At 59.7% G+C, this 20,823-nt stretch carries 21 protein-coding genes and 1 pseudogene; 3 read left to right on the top strand and 19 right to left on the bottom strand.

Annotated features, from left to right (window positions below):
* The 6 genes from C2E19_RS16845 to C2E19_RS16820 form a co-directional block, all read right to left on the bottom strand.
* Positions 1-2,346, bottom strand: coding sequence for a TonB-dependent receptor (locus C2E19_RS16845; protein ID WP_129394234.1), 2,346 nt, complete (start codon positions 2,344-2,346; stop codon positions 1-3).
* Positions 2,347-2,475: 129 nt separating this feature from the next.
* Positions 2,476-3,549, bottom strand: a complete 1,074-nt coding sequence (locus C2E19_RS16840; RefSeq protein ID WP_129394233.1) for an AraC family transcriptional regulator — start codon at positions 3,547-3,549, stop codon at positions 2,476-2,478.
* Positions 3,550-3,591: 42 nt separating this feature from the next.
* Complete coding sequence (locus C2E19_RS16835; RefSeq protein WP_129394232.1) at positions 3,592-4,209, bottom strand: glutathione S-transferase C-terminal domain-containing protein; 618 nt, start codon at positions 4,207-4,209, stop codon at positions 3,592-3,594.
* Positions 4,210-4,224: 15 nt separating this feature from the next.
* Positions 4,225-5,277 (bottom strand): ABC transporter substrate-binding protein, encoded by a 1,053-nt coding sequence (locus C2E19_RS16830; protein ID WP_372238486.1) that lies wholly within the window; start codon positions 5,275-5,277, stop codon positions 4,225-4,227.
* A 98-nt stretch (positions 5,278-5,375) separates the two neighbouring features.
* Entirely contained in the window at positions 5,376-5,591 is a 216-nt protein-coding gene (locus C2E19_RS16825) for a hypothetical protein (RefSeq protein WP_129394230.1), read from the bottom strand.
* Between the two features lie 41 nt (positions 5,592-5,632).
* On the bottom strand, positions 5,633-6,250 hold the full coding sequence (locus C2E19_RS16820) for a LysE family translocator (protein WP_129394229.1): 618 nt from the start codon (positions 6,248-6,250) through the stop codon (positions 5,633-5,635).
* Between the two features lie 149 nt (positions 6,251-6,399).
* On the opposite strand from C2E19_RS16820, the gene C2E19_RS16815 reads away from it, so the two are divergent.
* Positions 6,400-6,852, top strand: a complete 453-nt coding sequence (locus tag C2E19_RS16815; RefSeq protein WP_129394228.1) for an Lrp/AsnC family transcriptional regulator — start codon at positions 6,400-6,402, stop codon at positions 6,850-6,852.
* 164 nt (positions 6,853-7,016) lie between these two features.
* On the opposite strand, the gene C2E19_RS16810 is transcribed toward C2E19_RS16815, so the two are convergent.
* On the bottom strand, positions 7,017-7,556 hold the full coding sequence (locus C2E19_RS16810; RefSeq protein ID WP_129394227.1) for an AAA family ATPase: 540 nt from the start codon (positions 7,554-7,556) through the stop codon (positions 7,017-7,019).
* An 836-nt stretch (positions 7,557-8,392) separates the two neighbouring features.
* On the opposite strand from C2E19_RS16810, the gene C2E19_RS16800 reads away from it, so the two are divergent.
* The gene (locus C2E19_RS16800) at positions 8,393-8,794 is read left to right on the top strand and encodes a hypothetical protein (protein ID WP_129394225.1); all 402 of its coding nucleotides are present in this window, start codon (positions 8,393-8,395) and stop codon (positions 8,792-8,794) included.
* A gap of 644 nt (positions 8,795-9,438) precedes the next feature.
* Here the strand turns inward: C2E19_RS16800 and C2E19_RS29205 are convergent.
* The 6 genes and pseudogenes from C2E19_RS29205 to C2E19_RS16765 form a co-directional block, all read right to left on the bottom strand.
* Positions 9,439-9,545, bottom strand: a pseudogene (locus C2E19_RS29205) (VOC family protein); the annotation flags it as partial.
* Complete coding sequence (locus C2E19_RS16785) at positions 9,529-9,678, bottom strand: DUF2986 domain-containing protein (protein ID WP_129394224.1); 150 nt, start codon at positions 9,676-9,678, stop codon at positions 9,529-9,531. The pseudogene C2E19_RS29205 and the gene C2E19_RS16785, both read right to left, overlap by 17 nt.
* 33 nt (positions 9,679-9,711) lie before the next feature.
* The gene (locus tag C2E19_RS16780) at positions 9,712-10,035 is read right to left on the bottom strand and encodes a gamma-glutamylcyclotransferase (protein WP_129394223.1); all 324 of its coding nucleotides are present in this window, start codon (positions 10,033-10,035) and stop codon (positions 9,712-9,714) included.
* A gap of 67 nt (positions 10,036-10,102) precedes the next feature.
* Positions 10,103-11,011, bottom strand: coding sequence for an alpha/beta fold hydrolase (locus C2E19_RS16775; RefSeq protein ID WP_129394222.1), 909 nt, complete (start codon positions 11,009-11,011; stop codon positions 10,103-10,105).
* A gap of 323 nt (positions 11,012-11,334) precedes the next feature.
* The gene (locus C2E19_RS16770; RefSeq protein WP_129394221.1) at positions 11,335-12,876 is read right to left on the bottom strand and encodes a class I SAM-dependent methyltransferase; all 1,542 of its coding nucleotides are present in this window, start codon (positions 12,874-12,876) and stop codon (positions 11,335-11,337) included.
* Positions 12,877-12,988: 112 nt separating this feature from the next.
* Positions 12,989-13,474, bottom strand: coding sequence for a GNAT family N-acetyltransferase (locus tag C2E19_RS16765; RefSeq protein ID WP_129394220.1), 486 nt, complete (start codon positions 13,472-13,474; stop codon positions 12,989-12,991).
* Between the two features lie 282 nt (positions 13,475-13,756).
* On the opposite strand from C2E19_RS16765, the gene panB reads away from it, so the two are divergent.
* Entirely contained in the window at positions 13,757-14,572 is an 816-nt protein-coding gene (gene panB, locus C2E19_RS16760) for a 3-methyl-2-oxobutanoate hydroxymethyltransferase (RefSeq protein ID WP_129394219.1), read from the top strand.
* Positions 14,573-14,578: 6 nt separating this feature from the next.
* On the opposite strand, the gene C2E19_RS16755 is transcribed toward panB, so the two are convergent.
* From C2E19_RS16755 to C2E19_RS16730, 6 genes are all read right to left on the bottom strand, one after another.
* The gene (locus tag C2E19_RS16755) at positions 14,579-15,973 is read right to left on the bottom strand and encodes a PLP-dependent aminotransferase family protein (protein ID WP_129394218.1); all 1,395 of its coding nucleotides are present in this window, start codon (positions 15,971-15,973) and stop codon (positions 14,579-14,581) included.
* A 138-nt stretch (positions 15,974-16,111) separates the two neighbouring features.
* Positions 16,112-17,188, bottom strand: coding sequence for an FAD-binding oxidoreductase (locus tag C2E19_RS16750; protein WP_129394217.1), 1,077 nt, complete (start codon positions 17,186-17,188; stop codon positions 16,112-16,114).
* Positions 17,189-17,290: 102 nt separating this feature from the next.
* A complete protein-coding gene (locus C2E19_RS16745) occupies positions 17,291-17,506 on the bottom strand; it encodes a PLD nuclease N-terminal domain-containing protein (RefSeq protein ID WP_129394216.1) in 216 nt (71 codons plus the stop codon).
* 50 nt (positions 17,507-17,556) lie between these two features.
* Complete coding sequence (locus C2E19_RS16740; RefSeq protein ID WP_129394215.1) at positions 17,557-18,477, bottom strand: ABC transporter substrate-binding protein; 921 nt, start codon at positions 18,475-18,477, stop codon at positions 17,557-17,559.
* The gene (locus C2E19_RS16735) at positions 18,474-18,833 is read right to left on the bottom strand and encodes a ferredoxin (RefSeq protein WP_129394214.1); all 360 of its coding nucleotides are present in this window, start codon (positions 18,831-18,833) and stop codon (positions 18,474-18,476) included. The genes C2E19_RS16740 and C2E19_RS16735 overlap by 4 nt, the downstream gene beginning before the upstream one ends.
* Positions 18,833-20,770: a TonB-dependent siderophore receptor gene (locus C2E19_RS16730; protein WP_129394213.1), complete on the bottom strand. Its 1,938-nt coding sequence runs from the start codon at positions 20,768-20,770 to the stop codon at positions 18,833-18,835. The genes C2E19_RS16735 and C2E19_RS16730 overlap by 1 nt, the downstream gene beginning before the upstream one ends.
* Positions 20,771-20,823 lie beyond the last annotated feature (53 nt).

Here is a 20,823-nt window from a genome sequence, read left to right as displayed (position 1 = left end):
TCAGAAGTCATAACGCAAGGTCACGCCGGCGGTGCGCGGCTGGCCTGGCGAGGCGGTGTAAAGGCCATTGGAACCACTGCCAACAGCCAGGTAATACTCACGGTCGAAAGCGTTTTTGACCCACAGCGAGGCGTCGAGCAAACCGTCGCCATAGTCCACTCGTGCGCCGAGCGAGAAGTTGGCGAGGCCGTAGCCATCGATCTTCGCCAGGTCGGAATTGTCCAGCGTGCCTTCGCTGTCGGAGCGGTAGGCATAGCTGCCGGTGACGTAGGGTTCGATGCCGTCGATGCGCGGCCATTTGTATTCGCCGTTGACGTTGCCGATCCAGCGCGAGGCGCCGGCTACGCGCTGGCCGCTGAGGTCGCAGTTGGTTTGCCCCGGATTTTCCGAAGGGCAGGGCGCGTCTTTGAATGACAGGTAAGTCACGTCGTTGAACGAGCCGTTGACGTTTAACGTCAGGCCGCGCACCGGAACGGTGGTCGCCTCGAATTCGACGCCACGCGAGCGCACCGTGCCGGCGTTGGTCAGCAACTGATAGCCGGTCAAAGAACCGGGCGGCTGGTAATAAGTGGTGGCTTGATAGCCATTCACCCCGGTCCAGAACACGTTTGCGTTGAGTTGCAAACGGTGGTCGAACAACTGGCTTTTAATGCCCAGCTCAGCATCGTTCGCACGCTCCGGGCCGACCAATAACGACTCGGCACCAGCGCTCGGCGCCGAACCGACGGCGAGGTTGACGCCACCGGATTTCTCGCCGTGGGACAGCGAGGTGTAGCCCAGCACGTCATCGCTGAAGTGATAGCTCAAACTGGTCAGGAACGATGGCGCCGCGTTGTGCATGTGCAGGTCGCCAGTGTCATAGGCGCCGACCTGACTCGCGCGCACCGCGTTGCCGTTGACCACACCCGGAATCACCACCGGCGCGCCACCGCCTTCGGGGGCGAAGCGTTGCACGTTGGCGTCTTTTTCTTCATAGGTGCCACGGATGCCGGCGCTGAAATCCAGGCGCTCGTTCAAGTGCCAGGTGCCTTGGGCAAACAGGGCGTAGCTCTCGGTGTCGATCTTGCCGTTGACCTTGCTGTTGACGTTGTTCAGCGCATTGAGATTGGCGCCGATCAGGTTGAGATCGGCCAGCGGCCCGAGATTGGTAAAAATCCGATTGCCGAGGTCTTGCTTGAAGGCATAGGCGCCGACGACGTAGTCGAAAAACTCGCCCTTGGGCGAAGCCAGACGCACTTCCTGGGAGAATTGCCGATCATGAACTTCGTAGCCGAAGTCGTTGATCACCGGGACGTCCAGTTGGTCGGCGTCGTTGGCCGGGTTGAAGTGCCAGCTACGATAGGCGCTGATCGACGTCAGGGTATAACCGCCGGCGAGGTTCCAGTTGGCTTCGACGGAACTGGCGTTCTGGTGGACGCTGACATTCTGCCGGCCGTCGATGTTGCTTTCGCCCACTTGCGGATTAGCCCCGACCAATGCCGCCCGGCGCCAGAACAGTGGGCCGGCGCCATAGATCACGCTGCTGCCGCTGCTGGAGTTTTCCGTATTGTATTCGTTGATCCAGCGCAGGCTGAAATCATCGTTGGGCTTGAACAGCAACTGCCCGCGCAGGCCTTCGCGTTCACCGCCGAGCAGCGTGCGATCGTCATGCCGGTTGTTCAAGTAACCGTCATCGCGGGTGCGGTAGAACGACAGGCGCCCGGCGAGGGTGTCGGTCAACGGCCCGGACACCGTGCCTTTACCCTGAAAATAGCCGTCCTGCCCACCCGACACTTCGAGGCTGCGTTCGGGCGTAAAGGTCGGGCCGCGCGTGGTGATGTTGAGCACACCGGCCGTGGTGTTCTTGCCGAACAACGTGCCTTGCGGCCCGCGTAAGAGCTCCAGTTGCTCAACGTCGAGCATGTCGAACGCGGCCATGCCGGGACGGCCCAGATAGACGTTGTCCAGATAAATCCCGGCGCTGCCTTCCAGTCCATCGCTGGCCGGGTTATTGCCGATCCCGCGCACCGCGAAGCTGGAAACCCGTGCGTGAACGTAAGCGACGTTGACGCTGGGCAACGCCTGTTGCAGGTCCTGAATCTTGTAGATGCGCTGGCTTTCCAGATTGGCGCCGCTGAGGGTGGTGATCGGTGTCGGTACGTCCTGCGACTGTTCTTCTCGGCGCCGCGCGGTCACGGTGACCTGTTCAAGCCGCGGGGCGGCGTCGTCGGCGTTGGCCGTTGGATTTTCGCTTTGATCGGCGGCAACGCCTACGGTCGAGCAAAGGACAGCGGGCAGCGCCAGCCATAAGGAAAAACCCAGGGGCTTGAGGCGATGGGCCGTGGTGGCCGGGTAACGTAACAGCATGGACGCAAAGCTCCTTGTTTTGCCGCGCGACGCTATCGGTCGGGCTCGGTAGGAGGGCCATGCTAGAGCGTGTGAAGAGGGGAAAAGGGGCCTGCGCGGACAACCTGTGGTCCGCCGCAGACAATTGATTCAAACGGCTATCGAGATCGCGCGCTCAGAGGCTGAGACAGTCGGCCGTGGCACATAGCGTTCTGGTAACGACGGCACATCATCACGGCGCCATTTACCGGGGCTTTCGCCTGTCCAGCGCCGGAACGCGCGATTGAAACTACTCGGCTCGTTGAAGCCCAGCCGATAGCAGATTTCGTTGATCGAGCAGTCGGTCTGCCGCAGGTAACTGAACGCCAGTTGTCGGCGGCAATCGTCGAGCAATGCCTTGAAACTGCTGTCGTGCTTGAGCAAGTGTCGATGCAGGTTGCGCACGCTCATGCCGAGTTCATCGGCGACTCGACTTTGCTGCACTTCGCCCAGCGGCAGGTAGCGAATAATCGCACCGCGCACCCGCTCCGGCAGGTTCAAGCGGCGTTGGCGTTCAAGGTAAGCGTTGAGCACGCTGTCCAGTCCCTGGGCCACGGCGTGATTGGCCGTGGTCAGCGGTGCATCCAGCCAGCGATTGCTGTATTCGATGGCGTTTTCGCCGGCATCGAAGCGGATCGGACAACCGAGCAATCGCGTCCAGCGCTGCGGATCCTGTGGCGCCGGGCGAGCCAGACGCACGCCGTGCACGATGGGCAGATCGACCCAGGTCTGGCGGGTGAAGCGTACCGCGCAGGCAATCGACGCTTCGGTGGCGATCTGCTCCACCTCGGCGCCGACGGCCACCCCGTAAACCATGCACGTGGTGTGCGGGCCGCGCACCAGACTCATCGCCGCCGAGGTGGTAATCACCGGCGCAAAACGCACGCCACGCTGCAATGCCTCGTTCACCGTCGAGCTGCTTTGCGCGGCGAAAAACAGCCCATGGAAGTCGGTCGGATAACTGTGCTGCGCCACTTGCAAGCCAAAGCATTCGTCATCACTGACGCGCCGCGCCGCCCGCCAGAATGCACTCATGACGGGGAGGGCGATGCGCTGGTCGGGATCATGCAGATGACAACGACTGATACCGGCCTCGCGCAGCAGCGGGGCAGCGTCGATGCCCTGTGCTTCCAGCGTGCGGGCGATGACTTGGGCCCAGGTGGCAATGGTATCGGTGCCTGGCATGCTGTTTCTCCGGTTAGCTCGGTTATCTGTCCTCGGGGTGACTCAGGCGAGGCCTTCGGCAGCCAGTGTCTGCACCACCGATTCGCGTGCACGGAAGCGCCCGAGCGCGGCTTGCAGCGCAGGGAAGTCGCCCAACACACCGACGCGGGCGCTCCAGCCGAGGAACACGCCGAGGTAGGCGTCCGCCACGGTAAAACGATTGCCGACCAGATAATCCGCCTGCGCCAGATGCGCCTCAATCGGCTTCAGTGCGTTTGCCAGTTGTTGCAACGCGCGCTCGCGGATCCCGGGGAATGCGGCCTCATCGGCGCTGTAACGCTCGGGCCGATTGATCGGCCTAAAAGCGGCGACGTGCACCTCGGTCGCCACGTAACCGAGCCAGCCTTGAATCTGCGCACGCTCGACTGAACCCGCCGGCGCAAACAATTCCGTGCCGGGTTTCAAATCGGCGAGAAAGGGCAGAATCGCGGTGTTTTCAGTCAGCAGGGTTTTGTTATCGAGCAATAGCGCGGGCACGCGGCCGGTCGGGTTGATCTGCCGGTATGGCGAGCCTGGGTCGCCGAACGTCACCCGCTCGACGCTGATCGGCAGTTGCAATTCGTGAATCACGACATGGGCGGCGAACGAGCAGGCACCAGGAAAAATGAACAGGGTGGTCATGGGTAGTCCTTGTTTTTAACGGCTGGCTTGTGGGGTTTGCGAAGCGGCGTCGGTTGATTGCAGTGCGGCATTGATGAAGCTCGGTTGAGCCCAGTTCTTCACCTCGAAACCTTTGCGGATCAGTTTCGCGTTGAGCGCCAGATCCACACTGCGCTGCAAGTTGTCGAGGAATGGTGCGTCGAGCTGCGGCGCGAAGATTTTCACCAGTGACTGATCTTTGGCATCGGTGGTGAGAATGTCTGCGGGGAAACTGGCCAGTTTCGACACCAGATTAATGTAGTCCTGTTTGTGCTCGTCGTTGCGCAACCAGGTGATCGCCGGTTGCTGTGCCTTGATCAATCGCCCGACCAGTTCCGGATGCGCGTCGACAAACGCGCCGCGCCCCAACAGCACGGCTTGCATGCTGCCGGCGCCATCGAGGTCGACAGTGGTCAGCGGCAGCTCGGCGAGGCCGCGTGCCTTGAGCGCAATCACCCCGGCTCCGGACCAGGTCGCGTCGATTTGTTTGGCCGCCAACGCTGCGTTGGCGGCGTTGTAGTCGAGGTTGACCACCTTGTAGTCGCTCTCTTGCAAACCTTGATGGGCCAGCGCCGAAGCAAACGACAGCTGGGTGGCGGTGCCGCGAAAGATCGCCACACGTTTGCCCTTCAACGCTTCGAGCGTGGTGATGCCCGAACCCGGCTGCACCGCCAGATAAAGCTTAACGTCACGGGCGGTTGCACTGAGCAAGCGCGTGTCGAGACCACCGGCCTTGCCGATGATTGCCGGCAAATCGCCGAGGTAAGCGAAGTCTTCCTGATTGTTGGCCAACGCTTCATTGATCGCCGGCCCTGCGCCTTTGAAGAAGTCCCAGCGAATCTTGATGCCGTCCTTCTCAAACTCTTTCTCCAGCGTTTGCCGATCACGCAACACATCGACGATCCCGGCGCCACTGGGCGTGGGGCCGGCACTGATGTCCGGCACGGCGATGCGGATTTCTTTGACAGGTTCAGCCAGTGCCAGGCTGGAGACCAGTAGTGCGGCGAGGGTGAGCGCCGCTCTTGGGAAGGATAACGAAGGGGTTCGAATCACGCGTCTACTCCTGCAAATGCCGGCGTGGTGCCGGATCGAAGACGCAGGTATAGCGGCGTGTTGATGCAGAAATAAAATACTTAAAAATATGCTGTTTATTCGTTTGTGGCATATGGCCGATGGATCAACGGCTGCGAGGACGATGCCTGGAAGGCATAAAAAATATGCGTCGAAGCGTGCAAGCTGACCTGGTGTTGCGTCAGCAGGCGCTTCAGATATTCTCGTTCCGCCGCACCCGGCAACCCGCCTGTGGTTGTCGCCTGCAGCACGATAACGCCTTCTTCATTGATCACGCTGACCTCGGCTTTCATAGAGATCCTCCGCAGTGGAAATATCTGCCTGACAGCATAGGTCAGGCACACAGTTGTTCGATCAACAGTGCCAACGCAATGATGATCATCAGTCCGCCAGACCATTGACTGACCCGGCGCGCAGCGGCAGGGCGCGCTCGCAACACCACTTGCGAGCCGAAGCCGACCAGCAGGTAAATCACCGCGCAGCTCACGGTATGCACCAGCCCGAGCGCAACCATCTGCAAGGGCACCGGCCACGCTGCGTGGGTGTCGGCAAATTGCGGCAGCAATGCGAGAAACAGCAGAAAGACTTTCGGGTTCAGACCGCTCACGCAAAATCCCTTGAAGGCCCAGCGTGTCCAGGCGTCGCTGGCCTGACTGGTATCGGCATGCGGCGTCGTAGGGCGGGCCAGCAGATTGGCGCCCAGCCACAGCAGATAACCCGCGCCAGTCACGGTCAGTACCGCCAATGCTACTGGATGGCTGGCGACTAACGTGCCGACGCCAGCGGCAACGATCAGGGTCGCCAGTAAATGACCGGATAACAATCCGCCCACGGCGGGCAGAACCACACGATGCTTCAAACCTGCGGAAATTGCATAGGCCCAATCCGCGCCAGGGGTGATGACGAACAATATCGATACCGCCCAGAACGCAGCCAATGTGCTGAAGCTCATGGCGTAACCCTTGGTCGGCGATTTATCATGGCTGGTTTGAACATGTCTTTCCCCGGTCAGTGTTTGATAAGGGAAGAATGATGAAAGTCCGCTAGAATCTTCTTTTAAAGATTGTCGTTATGGCACCTGAAATTGGAAGGTTTTACTGAATGGATAGAATTGACCGGAATATTCTTGCCGAGCTGCAAAAGGACGGCCGCTTGTCCGTCACGGAACTGGCGGAGCGCGTGGGCTTGAGCCTGTCGCCCTGTCATCGTCGGGTGCGGGCACTGGAAGACTCCGGGGTGTTGCTCGGCTATCGCGCGCAACTGGACCCGGTTGCGCTGGGGCTGAATTTCTCGGCGATGGTGTTTGCCACCCTGCGCGAGGGTGATCATGCGGCGGTCGAGGCTTTTGAAGCGGCGCTGGTGCAGATCCCGCAAATCGTCGACGCTCAGCGATTGTTTGGCGAACCGGATTACCTGTTGCACGTGATTACCCAGGATCTGCCGGCGTTTCAGCGGCTCTACGACGACAGCCTTTCGACCTTGCCCAATGTGCAACGACTGACGTCGACGCTGGTGATGAAACGCGTGGTGCAGGATCGGCTGCTGCCCTTGTAAAAAGCTACGGTTTTAGTCCGAATAGCCGATGCACATCCCGCCAGATTCCTGCCTATTGAACCTCCTTTGGCACTAGATATCGAATGCCTGATTCACCGCCAGCGCCCCTGCCTCACTACTTGGGCAATGCCGAGCAAGGGGGGGCGGTCCTTCAAGCGTTCCGATCAATCTCGCGGAGCCTGGGCAGTCGAATTTCCCACGCTCGCGAGAAATGTGCCTGTATCTCGATTAGACCGCAGACAAACCACGCGACAAGCTGTTGGCGCTGTTGCCACCAGTTGCTGCATCTTTTCTCGCGCTGATTTTTTCGTCCGCCACATGAATTTAAAAAACTCCGGAAGGTTCGCCAGTCGCTCGGGGCAGTTCTCCGGCAAATCGGGCCGAGAATGACCGCGTTGGAGCAGCGTTCTACGTAGTACTCGCAGGAATCGAAGCGTCGCCGAACGATCAATCCAGATCAAAAGATCAGCACGGGCCATCCGGTTGTCCCAGGTGGCTGAATGTCCACCTTCGAATATCCAGAAATCTTGGGCCTCTACATCCAGACAAAGCTGCGTCTTCTCGTCCCGGCTTCGTTCGATCCACCCTGGCTGCCAGTGGATGGTGTCGATATGAACGACCGGCAAGCCCGTGCGCTGACCTAGCTCACGTGCCAAAGTGCTTTTGCCTGACCCAGGTTGACCGACAATCATCACCCGTTGCATCGAAGCTCCTTCTCGCCATGCAAGCTGATTTTTTGGGGTGGCGATTTTACGTCAATGCCTACCTCGGACAACAACAAGTGGTCAGCACGACAGGCAACTTTCGCCCAGAATGAATGGCAACTGCAGATCGTTGAGCTGCATTTCGAGGTGCCTTGGTCTCGGTGTTCACCTTGGATAAAGCGCTTTACAGGCAATCTTCGCGATAAAATCCTCAGCAATCATAGCAAGGGCTCACGGAGTCGTTTCTACATACGCCGGGGCAATCGCAGACACCAATGGATGCCTATATAGACGGTCTGGGGGCAGCGACTCTGATTGCTCAGCCTCAAGCTGCGAGATACCCTTTCTCCTCCTGACAGATAGGCCCGGCCAACAAATCATGTCTACTTGCTATTCCATTCAAATCACGCCGCAAAGACCATTACCGGCCTTTTATTACATTGCTGAACATCTATGGGGAACCGGATGCGATGTTGACTCTGACGGTGACTGCGCAGGTCCAGATGATCGCCAATGGACGGAACTGACATTGTCGCTTCGCGGCACATCAGGAGAACGTATCGACATTGACCCGCTCTCGCTCATGCCTCTTACCCTAGTAATCCGTTCATCGCACGCCATCCTCTGCCAAAGAGCGGCCGATTACATCGTATCTGTTTCCGGAGGCATTATCGGCGCAGATGCTAACGTCAAGACGGTATGAGTGCGGGGAAACAAGGCTTCAAACTCTGGGCCGAAAGCTGCCGGTCACGAATGGCAGCACATCTGGCATTATGTTTTTTGACAAGCCTGTCCTGAATTCATCACACAGTTGAATCGGCGAGTACTTTCATCCCATGAGCAAAGGTCTGAATGATGCCAACCTGGATTACGTACTTGCGGTCATTGAAAATGCCCCAAACACGGAATTAAGTGTGATGTGTGAACAGCTGCAAATCGACAGTCGCGATCTTCTCAATCAATTGGCGATCTCAGTAGCCAGACTGTTTCTTACTGGTACTCGCGATTTTCATTACTGTGATGAGGTGATGAATATTGTCATCGGCGGTATCGTCGACTTGTCCATGCGTACGGATATGCCCCAGCCGGCATTTTCTATCTACCAAGCATTTGATGCAGGCGAGTATTGGCACAGCGACGATGACCGGGATGTATTTCCTTGGGAGAAGTGGACGCGGCCTGAACTCGAGAGAATTTTGTGTGAGGTCGACGACGGCGTACGCGGCCTTTCGAAGTAGGTTCGACTTGAGCCTCAAAGGACCGCACTTGGCCGATCGCTGCCGCCCACGGAACGAACGATTCGATGAATCACGCAATGAAACTGCGAAACTCGCCGAGCTCATAAAGCGAAATACATGATGGGGTGCAGTCATCAAACTACGTTATTCAAAGGGCGCAGGCCTGCCGCCGACGCATCTGACTTTGATCAGCTCCGTAGACTCCGTTACTGGCAGCCTGGTGTTTGCCTGCACTGAAGTCGGGGAGTGCAGAGTTCAGTACACATCACATGCCGAATTGTTGTGCATGCTCAACAGCCTTTTGCGTCAGCGCGTGCCCATTGCTGTCGGCGGCATGCTTCCGGGACCTGCCGACGAAGTCGACATGTTAATAGCGAACGCAGTACTTGAAGGCCCCTACATAGCACTGTCCTGGTCAGGCCCCGAGCAATGGACTCTGCGCGAGATCGACTCCAGCATTGCTGAGTGGCAGCCAGTGCCTGATGCTCAAAGTATGGCCAATGTGTCATTCGATCCGAGGTCCCTGAAACGCTCGGGCTGAATTGGCTAATAAATTAATGCAAGTTCGGACGGTTCATTGTTTCTGGCCGTAATTGCCTGCGATCACGACAAGCAGGGGGCGGCTCGGCTCAGATTCAGCTTGATCAAGCCGGTCTCCCACCCAACCGCTCTATCAAACTGACGAGATACCCGTCGGGATCCTTGACGATGATTCGCGCTGGCCTGCTTCTACATCATTGGCCCGACTCCACCACCAGCCCCTCAGCCTCCATCTTCGCCCGCTCAGCCTTACTAATATACTTCGGCTTCTTCGGCGCCAATTTCGCGCTGGCCTTCTTGGCCTTTTCCTTGAACAACTGCTTCAATTTCTTCTGACGATTCATCTACGTTACTCAGTAAGCAAACTTAAAAACCAACTATCGAAGGGCGTAAACACAAGCTTCCATGACCGAACCATCAGCCAACGTCACCTGCGTCAAAACACGCTGATACTCAGCCCCTTCAAACTCATCAAGCGCCGCCCAATGAGCGTGAAAATTCCCGGAAGAAAACACGAAGCCCTCAATCACATTGCCATCGTCGGCCAACACCAGCCCCGGAAAGCCCATTTGTGCGCCCCAGCCCGCTTGTGCCAAACGACCCTTGAGCGAAGCCGATTGCCAGGTGCCGCCGATGTTCAACATGACGTGCTCATTCGGTCGCCCCGGCCCCAGGGTTCCATAAACGAATAGATGCTCCACGTGTGTTCCTTCCGATCAAAAGGGGCGAATCCTGACGCATGGATCGGGTTCAGGCAACGTCAATTGCTCACATCGCGATAAAGTCGCGTACGGCTTTGATGGTTGGGGTCGGTGCTTCTTCCATCAGCCAGTGTCCGGCGGCCGGGATCACCACTTCGGTGACGTTGTCGGCGGCGTTGCGCATGACGATGGCTTCGTTGTTGCCGAAGGACTTCTCACCGCCGACAGCCAGCACCGGCATGGTCAGTTTCTGTTGCAGAACCGGCGCATTGTCGATGGCGTCCTGACGAATGCTGCGGAACTGGGCGAACGCGGCGTGCATCGCTCCGGGGCGGGCGTAGAGTTTGGCGTAGTGCTGACGGGTGCCTTCGTCGACCTTGGCGGGCGTGCCGGCGAACTCGTTCCAGAAGCGGTCGAGGTAGATGCGCTCGCGCCCGGCTACCAAACGCTCCATGTCGGCGCCGCCGAAGTCGAAGTGCCAGAGCATCGGCGAACGCACGATGTCGTTCCACGGCGTGATGCCGGGCACGGGCGCGTCCATCACCACCAGCCGATCGGTGAGTTGCGGATAGCGCGCGGCATAGGCGAAGGCGACCATGGTGCCGATGTCGTGACCGATCACCACTGAGTGTTCGATTTTCAGCGCGCTCAACACCCCGCGAATGTCAGCGGCCTGAGTCTTTTTGTCGTAACCATCCTGCGCAATCGACGACAAACCCATGCCGCGCAGATCCGGCACTACCACCGTGTGGTCACGCGCCAGATCCGCCGCCAGCGGTGCCCACATGTCGCCGGTGTCGCCGAAACCATGCAACAGCACCACGGCAGGGCCTTTACCGCCGACGCGGACGTGCATTGTTGCGCCTTCGACTTTGATGTCCTGGGTTTTGAAAGATGAAGGAAATGGTGTGACGTCTGCGTGGGCTTGAATACTCAAGGCGAGCAGAGCAACAGCGGTCAGCAAGCGACGGGGCATGGTTACGTCTCCGGACGGTGCGAGGGCGGTGGGTTTCGTTCGATGGCTCGACAAACTCTCGGCGGCGCAAACACGGGCGACAGGCTGCCGGTGAGGTTTCGACAGAATCAGCGTAGACGCATTATGGGGGCGTGAGTATTTTCGGGTGCTCACTGGCCGTTTCGTAATAGGCGCAGGCTTTTTCGAGGTTGCTGGCCAGTACGTCGATAGGGCTGAACTTCAAGTCCATGGGAAGTCCCTTGGCAGAAGGGTCGTATCGCGGCAACTGGGCGGGACGGCGGCTGCTTTTTTGCCTGCCAGCGTCCCCGCGCAATCCACCTTGATCAGACGATTTTCAACGCACTGAGAATAATCAGCGATTGCTCGGCAAAGGCTTGGGCCTGTTCGATCAGCTCGGCGATGTTTTCTTCGGCCGTGGTCAGCGTTTTGCCGTCCTTGATCAGCACTTCGTTCTGTTCGGCGATGACGCTCCACACCAGTTGCGCCCACTCTGACGGGTGCTGTTTGCCCTGCCGGATCGAAATCAGGAACAGTTGCTGGAAGCGGCTGACCGTGACGCCACCGCCGGTGACCGGGCTGCTCAGCACCTGAATGTTGGCGTTGTACAGCGAGCGTTTGCACAGTTGCAGGTTGAACGCGGCGCAGCGTTCGTACACCCGCGCCTCGACGGCTTCGCTCTGGCAGGGGGCTACCGCGCCCATGCCGACCAGAATGGCGAGGGCTTGCTCGAGATCGTCATAGGCCATCGGCGCCACCGCGGCGAGCAACTGCTGCATGGTTTTGGCTTCATACATCTGCGCCGCCAGTGCGTCGAGCAGCGGGCCGTAAATTTCTGGCTGCAGTGACGCTTCGCCCGCCGGGCCGGTGACGCTGGACGCGACGCTTTCTGCCGGGCGCAACAGGATAAACCGCGTATCGAGCATGCGCGAGCGGCGCTCGACGGTGCTAAGCCGGTTGGCGCCGCGCACATACAGATCGCGACGGAAAGACTGGTTGACGAAGTAGTCCCGCGCTTGCTCACGCATCAGCGGATGCTCGATGCCTTCAAGAAAGGCCAGGCCTTCGGCGCTCAGGTTGAGTGCATCGACCGAGTCCAGCGGCGTCGCCGTCGTAGCGTAATCGAGCTTGGCCGGGGCCAACGCATCGGCCATGTCGGCGAAATACATGCAATTCCAGTCACGATTGAAATATTCGTGGGCGACGTATTGGCGGTCCTGGCCTTTGATGGTCTGCAGCCTGGCGCCAAGGTGCGGTGCAGCAATGGCGTACTTGGGGTTGGCCGCCAGCAGCGCCTCGGAGAATTGCAGCGCGGCATCGATGCGCTGATCGGCGCGCGTCGAGTGATTGGCAAAGCGGTCGTGCAGGCTGAACAGTTGGCGCAACGGCGCTGAAGGCGACCAGCCCGGGAAGGCGTTGTAGCTGACGTACAGATGACCACCCGGCTTGAGGTGGCGCCGGGCGAATTCGACAATCAGCTTCTGATTGTCACGGCTGACCCAGGTCCAGATGCCATGCAGGCTGATGCTGTCGAACTGCGGCAGATCATCGCGCGCCAGCAGTTGCTCGAAGCTGTCGTCATACAGCTGCGCACCGTTGTTGCCGAGGTTTGCCAGCTCAACGGCGTGGGCGGCCTGGCCCGGATGAAAGTCGGTGCCGACAAAGCCGCCCGGATTGGCCGTGGCGTGGATATTGATCGACACCCCCTGACCAAAACCGAGTTCGCAGTGATAACCGTCGGCATTGTCCAGACTGGCAAAACCACGCAACAACAAGCAGTAGCGCTGGAACACCGGATTGATCTCCCGGCTATAGCTGTAGGTGTAGCCTTCGTCGGTGAAATAGCCTTCGTTCCAGGCGTTGCTCATGGTTGCAGACTCTTGTATTGGAAGTGAAAGTCGCTCTTATAAGGGGTTGTGGCTGCGCACGACAAGCAGAAAATCTGCGCCTGTGCAGTCAGCGGTCAGTGGGCAAACCCGTTCACGCCAGACGCATGCCCATCTCGAATGCACGCGTCTCGAAGCCGAACTCGGCATAAATGCGTGCCGCGCGCTCATTGAACGGCCAGACGGTCAGGCGCAAATCGCTGGCCCCGTGCTCGACGGCCCAGTCTTTCACCCGCTGAATCAGCGCCAGACCGATGCCCTGGCCCCAGAACTGTTCCGCGACACACACCGAGCCAATACGCACGACGTTCTGCGGCTGCATCAACGGCCCGACACTGGCCGACAGATTCGCAGTAATGAAACCCGCTGCCCGCTCGCCGACATGGGCGATGAACGCCACGCTCCCCGGCTTCTCGAAAATTCCCGACCAGTGCGGCAAGTCACGGGAAAAATCTTCGGTGGCGGCGGCGTAGATGTCGGGGCGCGCGGCGTGGTGGACCGAATTGAGCAATTGGCCCAGCTCACACATCGACAGCGCATCTTCGACGGTGGCGGTTCGGTAGGTAATGACTTCATCCATGACGGGTAACGCTCCTTGGCAATGTAGGGGATTCGTTCACTAGGGCAGGGGGCTTGTGTCGTATTCAAGCTGTTTTATTGGCAGCACTTTAGCAAGGTTGCAAGTCAGCAGGTACAGACGCGCGGTGACCTGCACCTGGGTTGCTTTTTCAGGCCAATCTGTACATTGAATCCTGCTGCGATAAACCAATAATCGAGCGCTCGAATTCTTGGATATTGGGCACTGTATGGACACTCTACGCATTGATCGCGACTCACAGGCAATCGACTTCGGGAGGCGCGCATGAGCCTTCATTTGCGCACCAAGCGCCTGACCGTGCCGCAATTGGTGGCGATGAAAGGCCAGGAAAAAATCGTTTCCCTGACGGCGTATTCCAGCGCGATCGCCAAGCTGATCGATCCCATCGTCGACTTCATTCTGGTCGGTGATTCCACGGCCATGGTCGGTTACGGCCGTCCCTCGACGTTGAGCATGCAGCTTGAGGAAATCATCGGCCACACCCGCGCGGTGGTCGACAGCACGCGGCTGGCCTGCGTGATTGCCGACATGCCGTTTGGCAGTTATCAGGAATCCCATGAGCAGGCGTTTCGCAATTGCGCGCAGGTGCTGGCCCGCACCGGTTGCGATGCGGTCAAGCTGGAAGCCAACAAGGCTTTGGCGTCGACCGTTGAATTTCTCGTGGCGCGCGGTATTCCGGTGATGGCGCACGTCGGGTTGATGCCGCAGTTCGTCAACGTCATGGGCGGCTTCAAGGCGCAGGGCCTGACCGCTGAAACCGGCGCACTGATTGCCGAAGACGCTCGCGCCAATCTCGATGCCGGCGCCTTCAGTCTGGTGCTCGAAGGCGTGGCTGAAGGGGTGGCCCGGCAGATCACTCTGGAGTCGAAAATGCCCACCATCGGCATTGGCGCCTCGCCAGCCTGCGACGGGCAGGTGCTGGTCACCGAAGATGTCCTCGGCCTAAGCGGTGAGCAGCCGCCGCGCTTCGTCAAACAATACGCCGATGTCGGCGCGGTGATTCGGGATGCGTGCGCGCGTTTTGCCGACGATGTGCGCGATGGCCGATTTCCTGAGGCGCGGCATTGTTATGGGTTGTGAGTGCGGCTAGGTTTCTGCGTCGATAGCCTGAGCCAGTGCTGTCAGCGCCTGGGCAATGTCCTTGTCCCAGTCGAGGGTGTAGCTCAGGCGCAGGTGCTGCTGCCAGGCTCCTTGCTGGCTGAAGATTTCCCCGGGGGCGATGACGATGCGCTCAGCCAGCAAACGCTCGAACACTCGCCGCATCTCTATCGGGCGCAACACCTTGAGCCAGAAACTGGCACCGCCGTGCGGGACGACCATTTGCCAGCGGCCATTGGCGTGTTGCTCAAGCAACGCCTGCATCTGGTGCATGCGCTGCAGCAATAGCGTTTGCAGCGCTTTCAGGTGCGGGTCGATGCGCTTGGACGGGTAGAGCCTGGCGATGGCTTTCTGTCGGATCGTCGAGAGACGAAAGCCGCGCTCAAGAAAGGATCGTTGCAATTGCGGCCCTTGCTGGCGGCACAGGACATAGCCGTAAGGGGCTTCGGCGCCGATGATCTTATCGAAGGTCGAAAACACCAACAGTCTGTTCGGGTCGGCGAAGTCGCGATAGCGCGCGGCTGAGGGGGAGAAGCAGAACTCGCCCCAGGTGTCGTTTTCAAACAGCCAGATCTCGCGCTCGGCCAGCCAGCGACAGATCTGCTGTTTTTCCTGCGCCGGCATCAGCCCGCCTTGGGGGATATTTACCGTCGAGGAGAGCACGGCGAGGCGCACCGGTTCGCGCGTGAGCACTTCATTGAGCGCGGGCAGGTCAAAGCGCCCGTCGTCGCCGAGGGGGATTTCGATCACGCGAATCTTCGCTGCCTGCAACTGACGCAAAATCGCCCACGAGCAGGGCGATTCCACCAGTGCGACGCTGCCATTGAGATCCAACGCAGTCAGCGACAATTCGAACACGCTGCGCAAATCCGCGCCGATGTACACGTGCTCGGCCTGCCAGTAATTTTCAGCGGAGCGGGTGTAGCGTTCGGCCACGGCAGCGCGCAATTCGGCCTCGCCGAATGGCTGATAAAGCGGCGCGTGAGACTGCGGGTATTGGCGAGTCAGTTCGCGCTCGATCATCAACAGCGGACTCTGCAGCGACAGCAGCATCGCCGGCGCATCGCTGCTCAGCGCGAGCATGCCAAGCTGACGGGCGCTGGCGAACACGCTGTCGAGCAGGCTGGCCGAAGTGGCGCTCAGCGGCGCTGGCGCGACAGCGCGGGTGAAATAGCCGAACTTGGCTTTGGCGTAAATCCGTCCCTCGTCTTCGAGAAGCGCATAGGCGTGCTTGGTCGTCGACACCGAAACGCCCAGACGCAACGCCAGTTGGCGCAACGACGGCAGTTTCTGCTCGCCGGCGCCGGTGGCGGCCTCGATCAGACCGATGAGGTAGTGGTAGACCGCCTGATAAGCGAACGAGGTATCCCTGTGTCCTGTCACCGTTGTTTTCCTTGATAGTCAGCCATCTCACGGGCGAGGGTTGATTTGCCGTCGCCCGAGTTGCCCAAAATGACGATGCGCTGCAGGTGCAAGTCCCTTGCTGCAAGCGCGGGAGCTTAAATCATCTTCGAGGGCGGATCACGATTTGGCTGCTGTCGGAAAAAAGCGCTGGGGGCGACAGGCGCTGAGGGCAGGGGATATCGTGTGGTCGATGATCTCTTCGCTGGCCAGACGTCCGACTATCGCCGCCAAAGTCACTCCGGGATGCATCGCGCAAACATACAGACCGGCGACCCCGGGCACGTAGCCAATGATGGGCACGCCATCGGCGGGCATGGGCCTGAGCCCGACAGCTACTGTCTGCGGCTCAATGGCGACGACGCCGTGAAGTTCGTTGCGAATGGCTGCGGCGGTGCGCAATGCGATGTCGGCCGGCAGGTTGCCCGGCGTATCGCCGAGGTAATCTTCAGCGGCCAGCAACGTGCCGTCGACGGCTTGCCGAACTTCCATCGCAGGGCTGGAGATGATGCCTTGCACCCGGTTCGGTTGGGTTTTGTAGCGGATGAAAATGGCTGGAGAAGCGTTGATGGGAAGGGAGACATTGAGCATTTCGGTCAGTTTGCTGATGCCAGTCCCTGCGGCAAGCACGACAACGTCGGCCTCGATGGTGCCCGTCGCGGTCTCAACGCCGCGAACCGCAGCGTTGCAGGTTACGAAACCCGTCACCGGCGTCTGCGTAACTGATTTCGCCCCTAGCGCCTGGGCGCCGGCAATCAATTCATGAGTGGCCTGCACGGTATCCAGCGCGCCTTCTTCCGCGCGGTACAACGCATAAGGTGGGGGATGCTTGAGGTTGGGTTCGCGAGCAATAATTTCGGCGCGTGATAACAGCGCCGCCGAATTTCGCTGCGCTGTGGTCTGGCGGGTGTTTTCGCTATAAGACAAAGCCCCTGCCCAGTCGATCCGCAGACCGGGCAGCTCGGTTTCGAGGCGGTGGTATGCCTCGATGGCAGCACTGCGCAGAGGCGCAATCGGGTCGGGCCCTTGATGCGCCGCAGTGATCCAGGCAAATGAGCGTCCCGTGACGCCGCTGGCGATATCCTGCGCTTCAATCAGCGTCACCTGCGCACCCTTGCGGGACAGGTGATAGGCGAGGGATGCGCCGACGATACCGGCACCGACCACTACGACGCGCTTGCCGGCTGCAAATGTCATTGTCGACTCCCTGTCGTTGATCGTTGGCTCCTGCCGAGAATACGCGACAAAAATCAGGCTGTAACCGTGGCGAGAAACAACCTCCCTCGCCACGGTTTTTTGTTAGCGGCCCGAATTCGACACCGTGCCATGAGCGACATGCTTGGGCCCCGCCAGCGCCCACGCAATCAACCCGAACAACGGCACAAACACGATCAACACGATCCACACGCCCTTGTTACTCGATTTCCCCTCGCTCTTGCGCACCCGATTGATGGCCCAAAGTTCGATGAGCAGAAGAACTGCCGCCAGTACGATCCACACGGTTTCGATTTGCATTGGCTACCTCCTGATGGTCTATGCGTTAGGTGGCGTGTGGTGCGACGGGTTCATTTCTTTTTATCCAGTGCCGCGAGTTGGCGCGCCAGGTCGAGGGCGACGCGGCCGCTGTTCAGCGTCGGCAAGAGGTGGGTGAAGGGGATGTCGAGCAGGCGGTTTTCGCGCACGGCGCGCAGTTGCGAGAGGACCGGATCGTGGTTCAGCAGATAGCGTTTGCGGCTGGCGGGCGACCATTCGGCGTCGGCCAGCAGAATCACGTCCGGGTCGCTGACCAACAGGGCTTCGCTGCTGACGGTGACCCGGTATTGATTGATCTCGGCGAACACATTGCGCGCGCCGGCAGCGGCCAGTAACGGCGTGACAAAACCACGCGCGCCTTCCGAGTCGAGGCCTTTGACCTCGCTGTCGAGGTAGAACACCGACAGCGGTTTACCTTTGCCGATCAACGCCTTGGCACTGGCCAGATCAGTGTCCATGGCATCGATCAATGCCCGGGCTTTTTGCTGTTTTTGCAGCACGGTGCCCAAGGTCAGCAGGTCATTGCGCACATGCCCGAAGTAATCCAGCGAATGCCCGTTGCACGCCGATTCCAGCAAATACGAGCCGACACCGTTACTCGCCAGGCCCGAACGCGAGGTCACGCCGTTACCGAACGCCGTGGCGAAGCCGCCGATCACCAGATCAGGTTTCTGCGCGTAAAGCACCTCACTGGACGGGTACTGCCGGGCGATCACCGGCACGCCGACATACTCGGATTGCCGCTGAGCGGAACCGGTGTCATCCAGATAAGCGACGCCAACCAGCGACGTGCCGGCACCCAATGCCAGGACAATGTCCGCCGCATGTTGATTGAGCGCGACGATGCGTGAAGGCTGCTCCGCGCGCCAGACTTCGCCACAATTGCGATAACTCTCGGCGACAACATCTGCCGAGCAGAGCTGGGCGCACAGCAGTAACGCCAACCTGCTCATGGATGCGCCTTGATCAGCAAATCCTCGACCACCTCACCACCGACCAGATGCCCGACAACCAGGCGCTGCACGTCGTCCTTGTTGTGCACGCCATACCAACAGCGCTGCGGATACACCGTGACGATCGGCCCCAGATTGCACGGAAACTGACAGTGGGTGCGCGTCAGCAACACACCGCCCGGCGTTTCGATGCGCTGATGTTCGAGCAGATGCCGGCGCAGCGTCTTCCATAATTGCAGGGCGCCGCGCTGGGTGCAGCGCGGGCCGGTGCAAAGAAACACGTGGTGCGCGTGCGCGGGCACCTGCGACCAGTCCGGGTGGCTGTCGACGCCGTCGATGGTTTTGATGTCACTCATCAGAAACGGTACGTGTAGCGCACTTCGGAGGTGAACGGCCGGCCGAGGTTGTCGACGTTGCTTGCGCGGCTGGTGACGTAATCGCGGTCGAACAGGTTCTCGACCAGCAGGCTCACGCGGTGCTGATGCGCGCTGTCGAGGAAGCGATAGGCGTCGGCATCGACCACCGTGTAGTTGCCGTACTCGACCTGTTTCGAGCTGATCACATCGCGGATGTAGCGAATCGCACCGCCGGCACCCCACAGGCGGTTTTCCGATTCGTAGCCGACGCGTGAGCGGGCGAAGAAACTCGGAATGTCGTTGAGGGTCACGCCCGTGCGCGATTCGGTGAGGTTGCGGGTCATGTCCGCTTGCAGGCTCCATTGCGCGTTGAGCGCCAGTCTGGCGTCAGCCTCGAAACCGCGCATCTGGATCTGGCCCTGGCCGTTGACCCACTGGATGTCGTCGAGGGTGATCAGATCGTCGATCTTGCGCTTGAACAGCGTCACGCTGGCGTTGAATTCGCGATCGAGCAGCAGGCCTTTGTAGTCGACGCCGAGTTCGGCGTTGCGGCTTTTCTCCGGTTTGAGGTGACGATTGCCGATCTCGTCGCCCGGCTCGTTGACGAACAATTGTTCGGCGTTCGGCAGCTTGTACGCGGTGCCGTACTGACCGCGCACGGCCCAATGCTCGTTGAGGTCATACAGCGAAGTGAGCATGCCGACCGTGGCGCTGTCGCCACCGGCCATGGCTTCGTGGCGAACGCCGATGCTCGGGTGCCAGTCGGGCAGGGCGTCGATCTGCGGACGCAGCTGGGTGTACACGGCGTGGGCTTCGGCCTTGTCGTTGTCGATGATCAACACATCGTCCTGGCCCTTGAACCATTGGTTGTCGGTGCCGAACACCAGTACGTGGCCGCCCGCCAGTTCGGCCTTTCCCTCGGCCTGCACCCCCCAATCGGTGAAGCCCCAATAGTCGTTGTGGTTGATGACTTTGGTGCTGCCGCCCGCGACATTGTTGATGCGCGTGTAGCGCGTGTCCCAGTCGTTGATATGAGCTTTGACGAAGTAGCTCAGGCGCTCGTTGACGCTCTGTTCGAAGGTCGCCGTGGCGATTTGCTGGACGCGGTCGTTGGTGGTCTTGTGGTTGTCGACCGGGCGGGCGAAATCGAGGTTGGCGTCGGCGTATTGGTAGAACAGTTCCAGCCGCGAATCATCGCCGAACGACTGAATCGCCTTGCCACCCAACGTGGTCACTTCGTAGGCACGGTTCTTCGCAGAATCGTTTTTCATGTCGCGATTGCGAAACGGCTGATAACCGTCGGAGACGTTGTGGCTGACATAGGCGAGCAAGCCGAGATCGCCGAAACCATTGCTGAAGATGTTTTCGACCCGCGCATCCTCGGTGGTGCCACCGAAAGTATCCATGCCCATGTTCACTTCGCCAGCGGCTTGGCGCGACTGCGGGCTGCGCGTGACGATGTTGATCACCCCCGACACCGCTTGCGTGCCGAACAGCAGGCTTTGCCCGCCCTTGAGCACTTCGATGCGTTCGATCGCGTTGGCCGGCAGGGTGTCCAGATACAGGCCGCCGTACAGGCGATTGTTCAGGCGCACGCCGTCGAGCAGGATCAGCGTGTCATCGTTGCGCCCGCCGAGCAGCGAATAGGTGCCGTAGTCGAACGGACCGTTTTTCGGCGCCACGTAGAGACCGGGAATGAACATCTGCATGACACGGCTGACATCGGCGCTGGGGCCGGCGCGCTCGATCTGCTCGCGGGTGACGATGTCGACCTTGCTGCCGAATCTGGCCATGTCGGCGACAGTGGTGGACTCCACCGAGGGCGCGGAAACGATTTGCTGATTGAGTTCCAGAGGGGCGTTGTCGGCCAGCAGCAGAGGGCTGAACAGGCAGCCGAAAAACACAGTTGGAGCAGAGGTGTTGAAAGGTCGAATCATTGTCTTCTCGAAAAGAAACTTCGCAGAAGAGCATGCAGGAGAAGGCATCGCGC

Origin of the sequence: Pseudomonas sp. DTU12.3, from assembly GCF_004124275.1 — a bacterium.
GTDB lineage: Bacteria > Pseudomonadota > Gammaproteobacteria > Pseudomonadales > Pseudomonadaceae > Aquipseudomonas > Aquipseudomonas helmanticensis.
The sequence above is the reverse complement of the archived record's forward strand: the minus strand, read 5'-3'. Positions and strand labels throughout refer to the sequence as shown.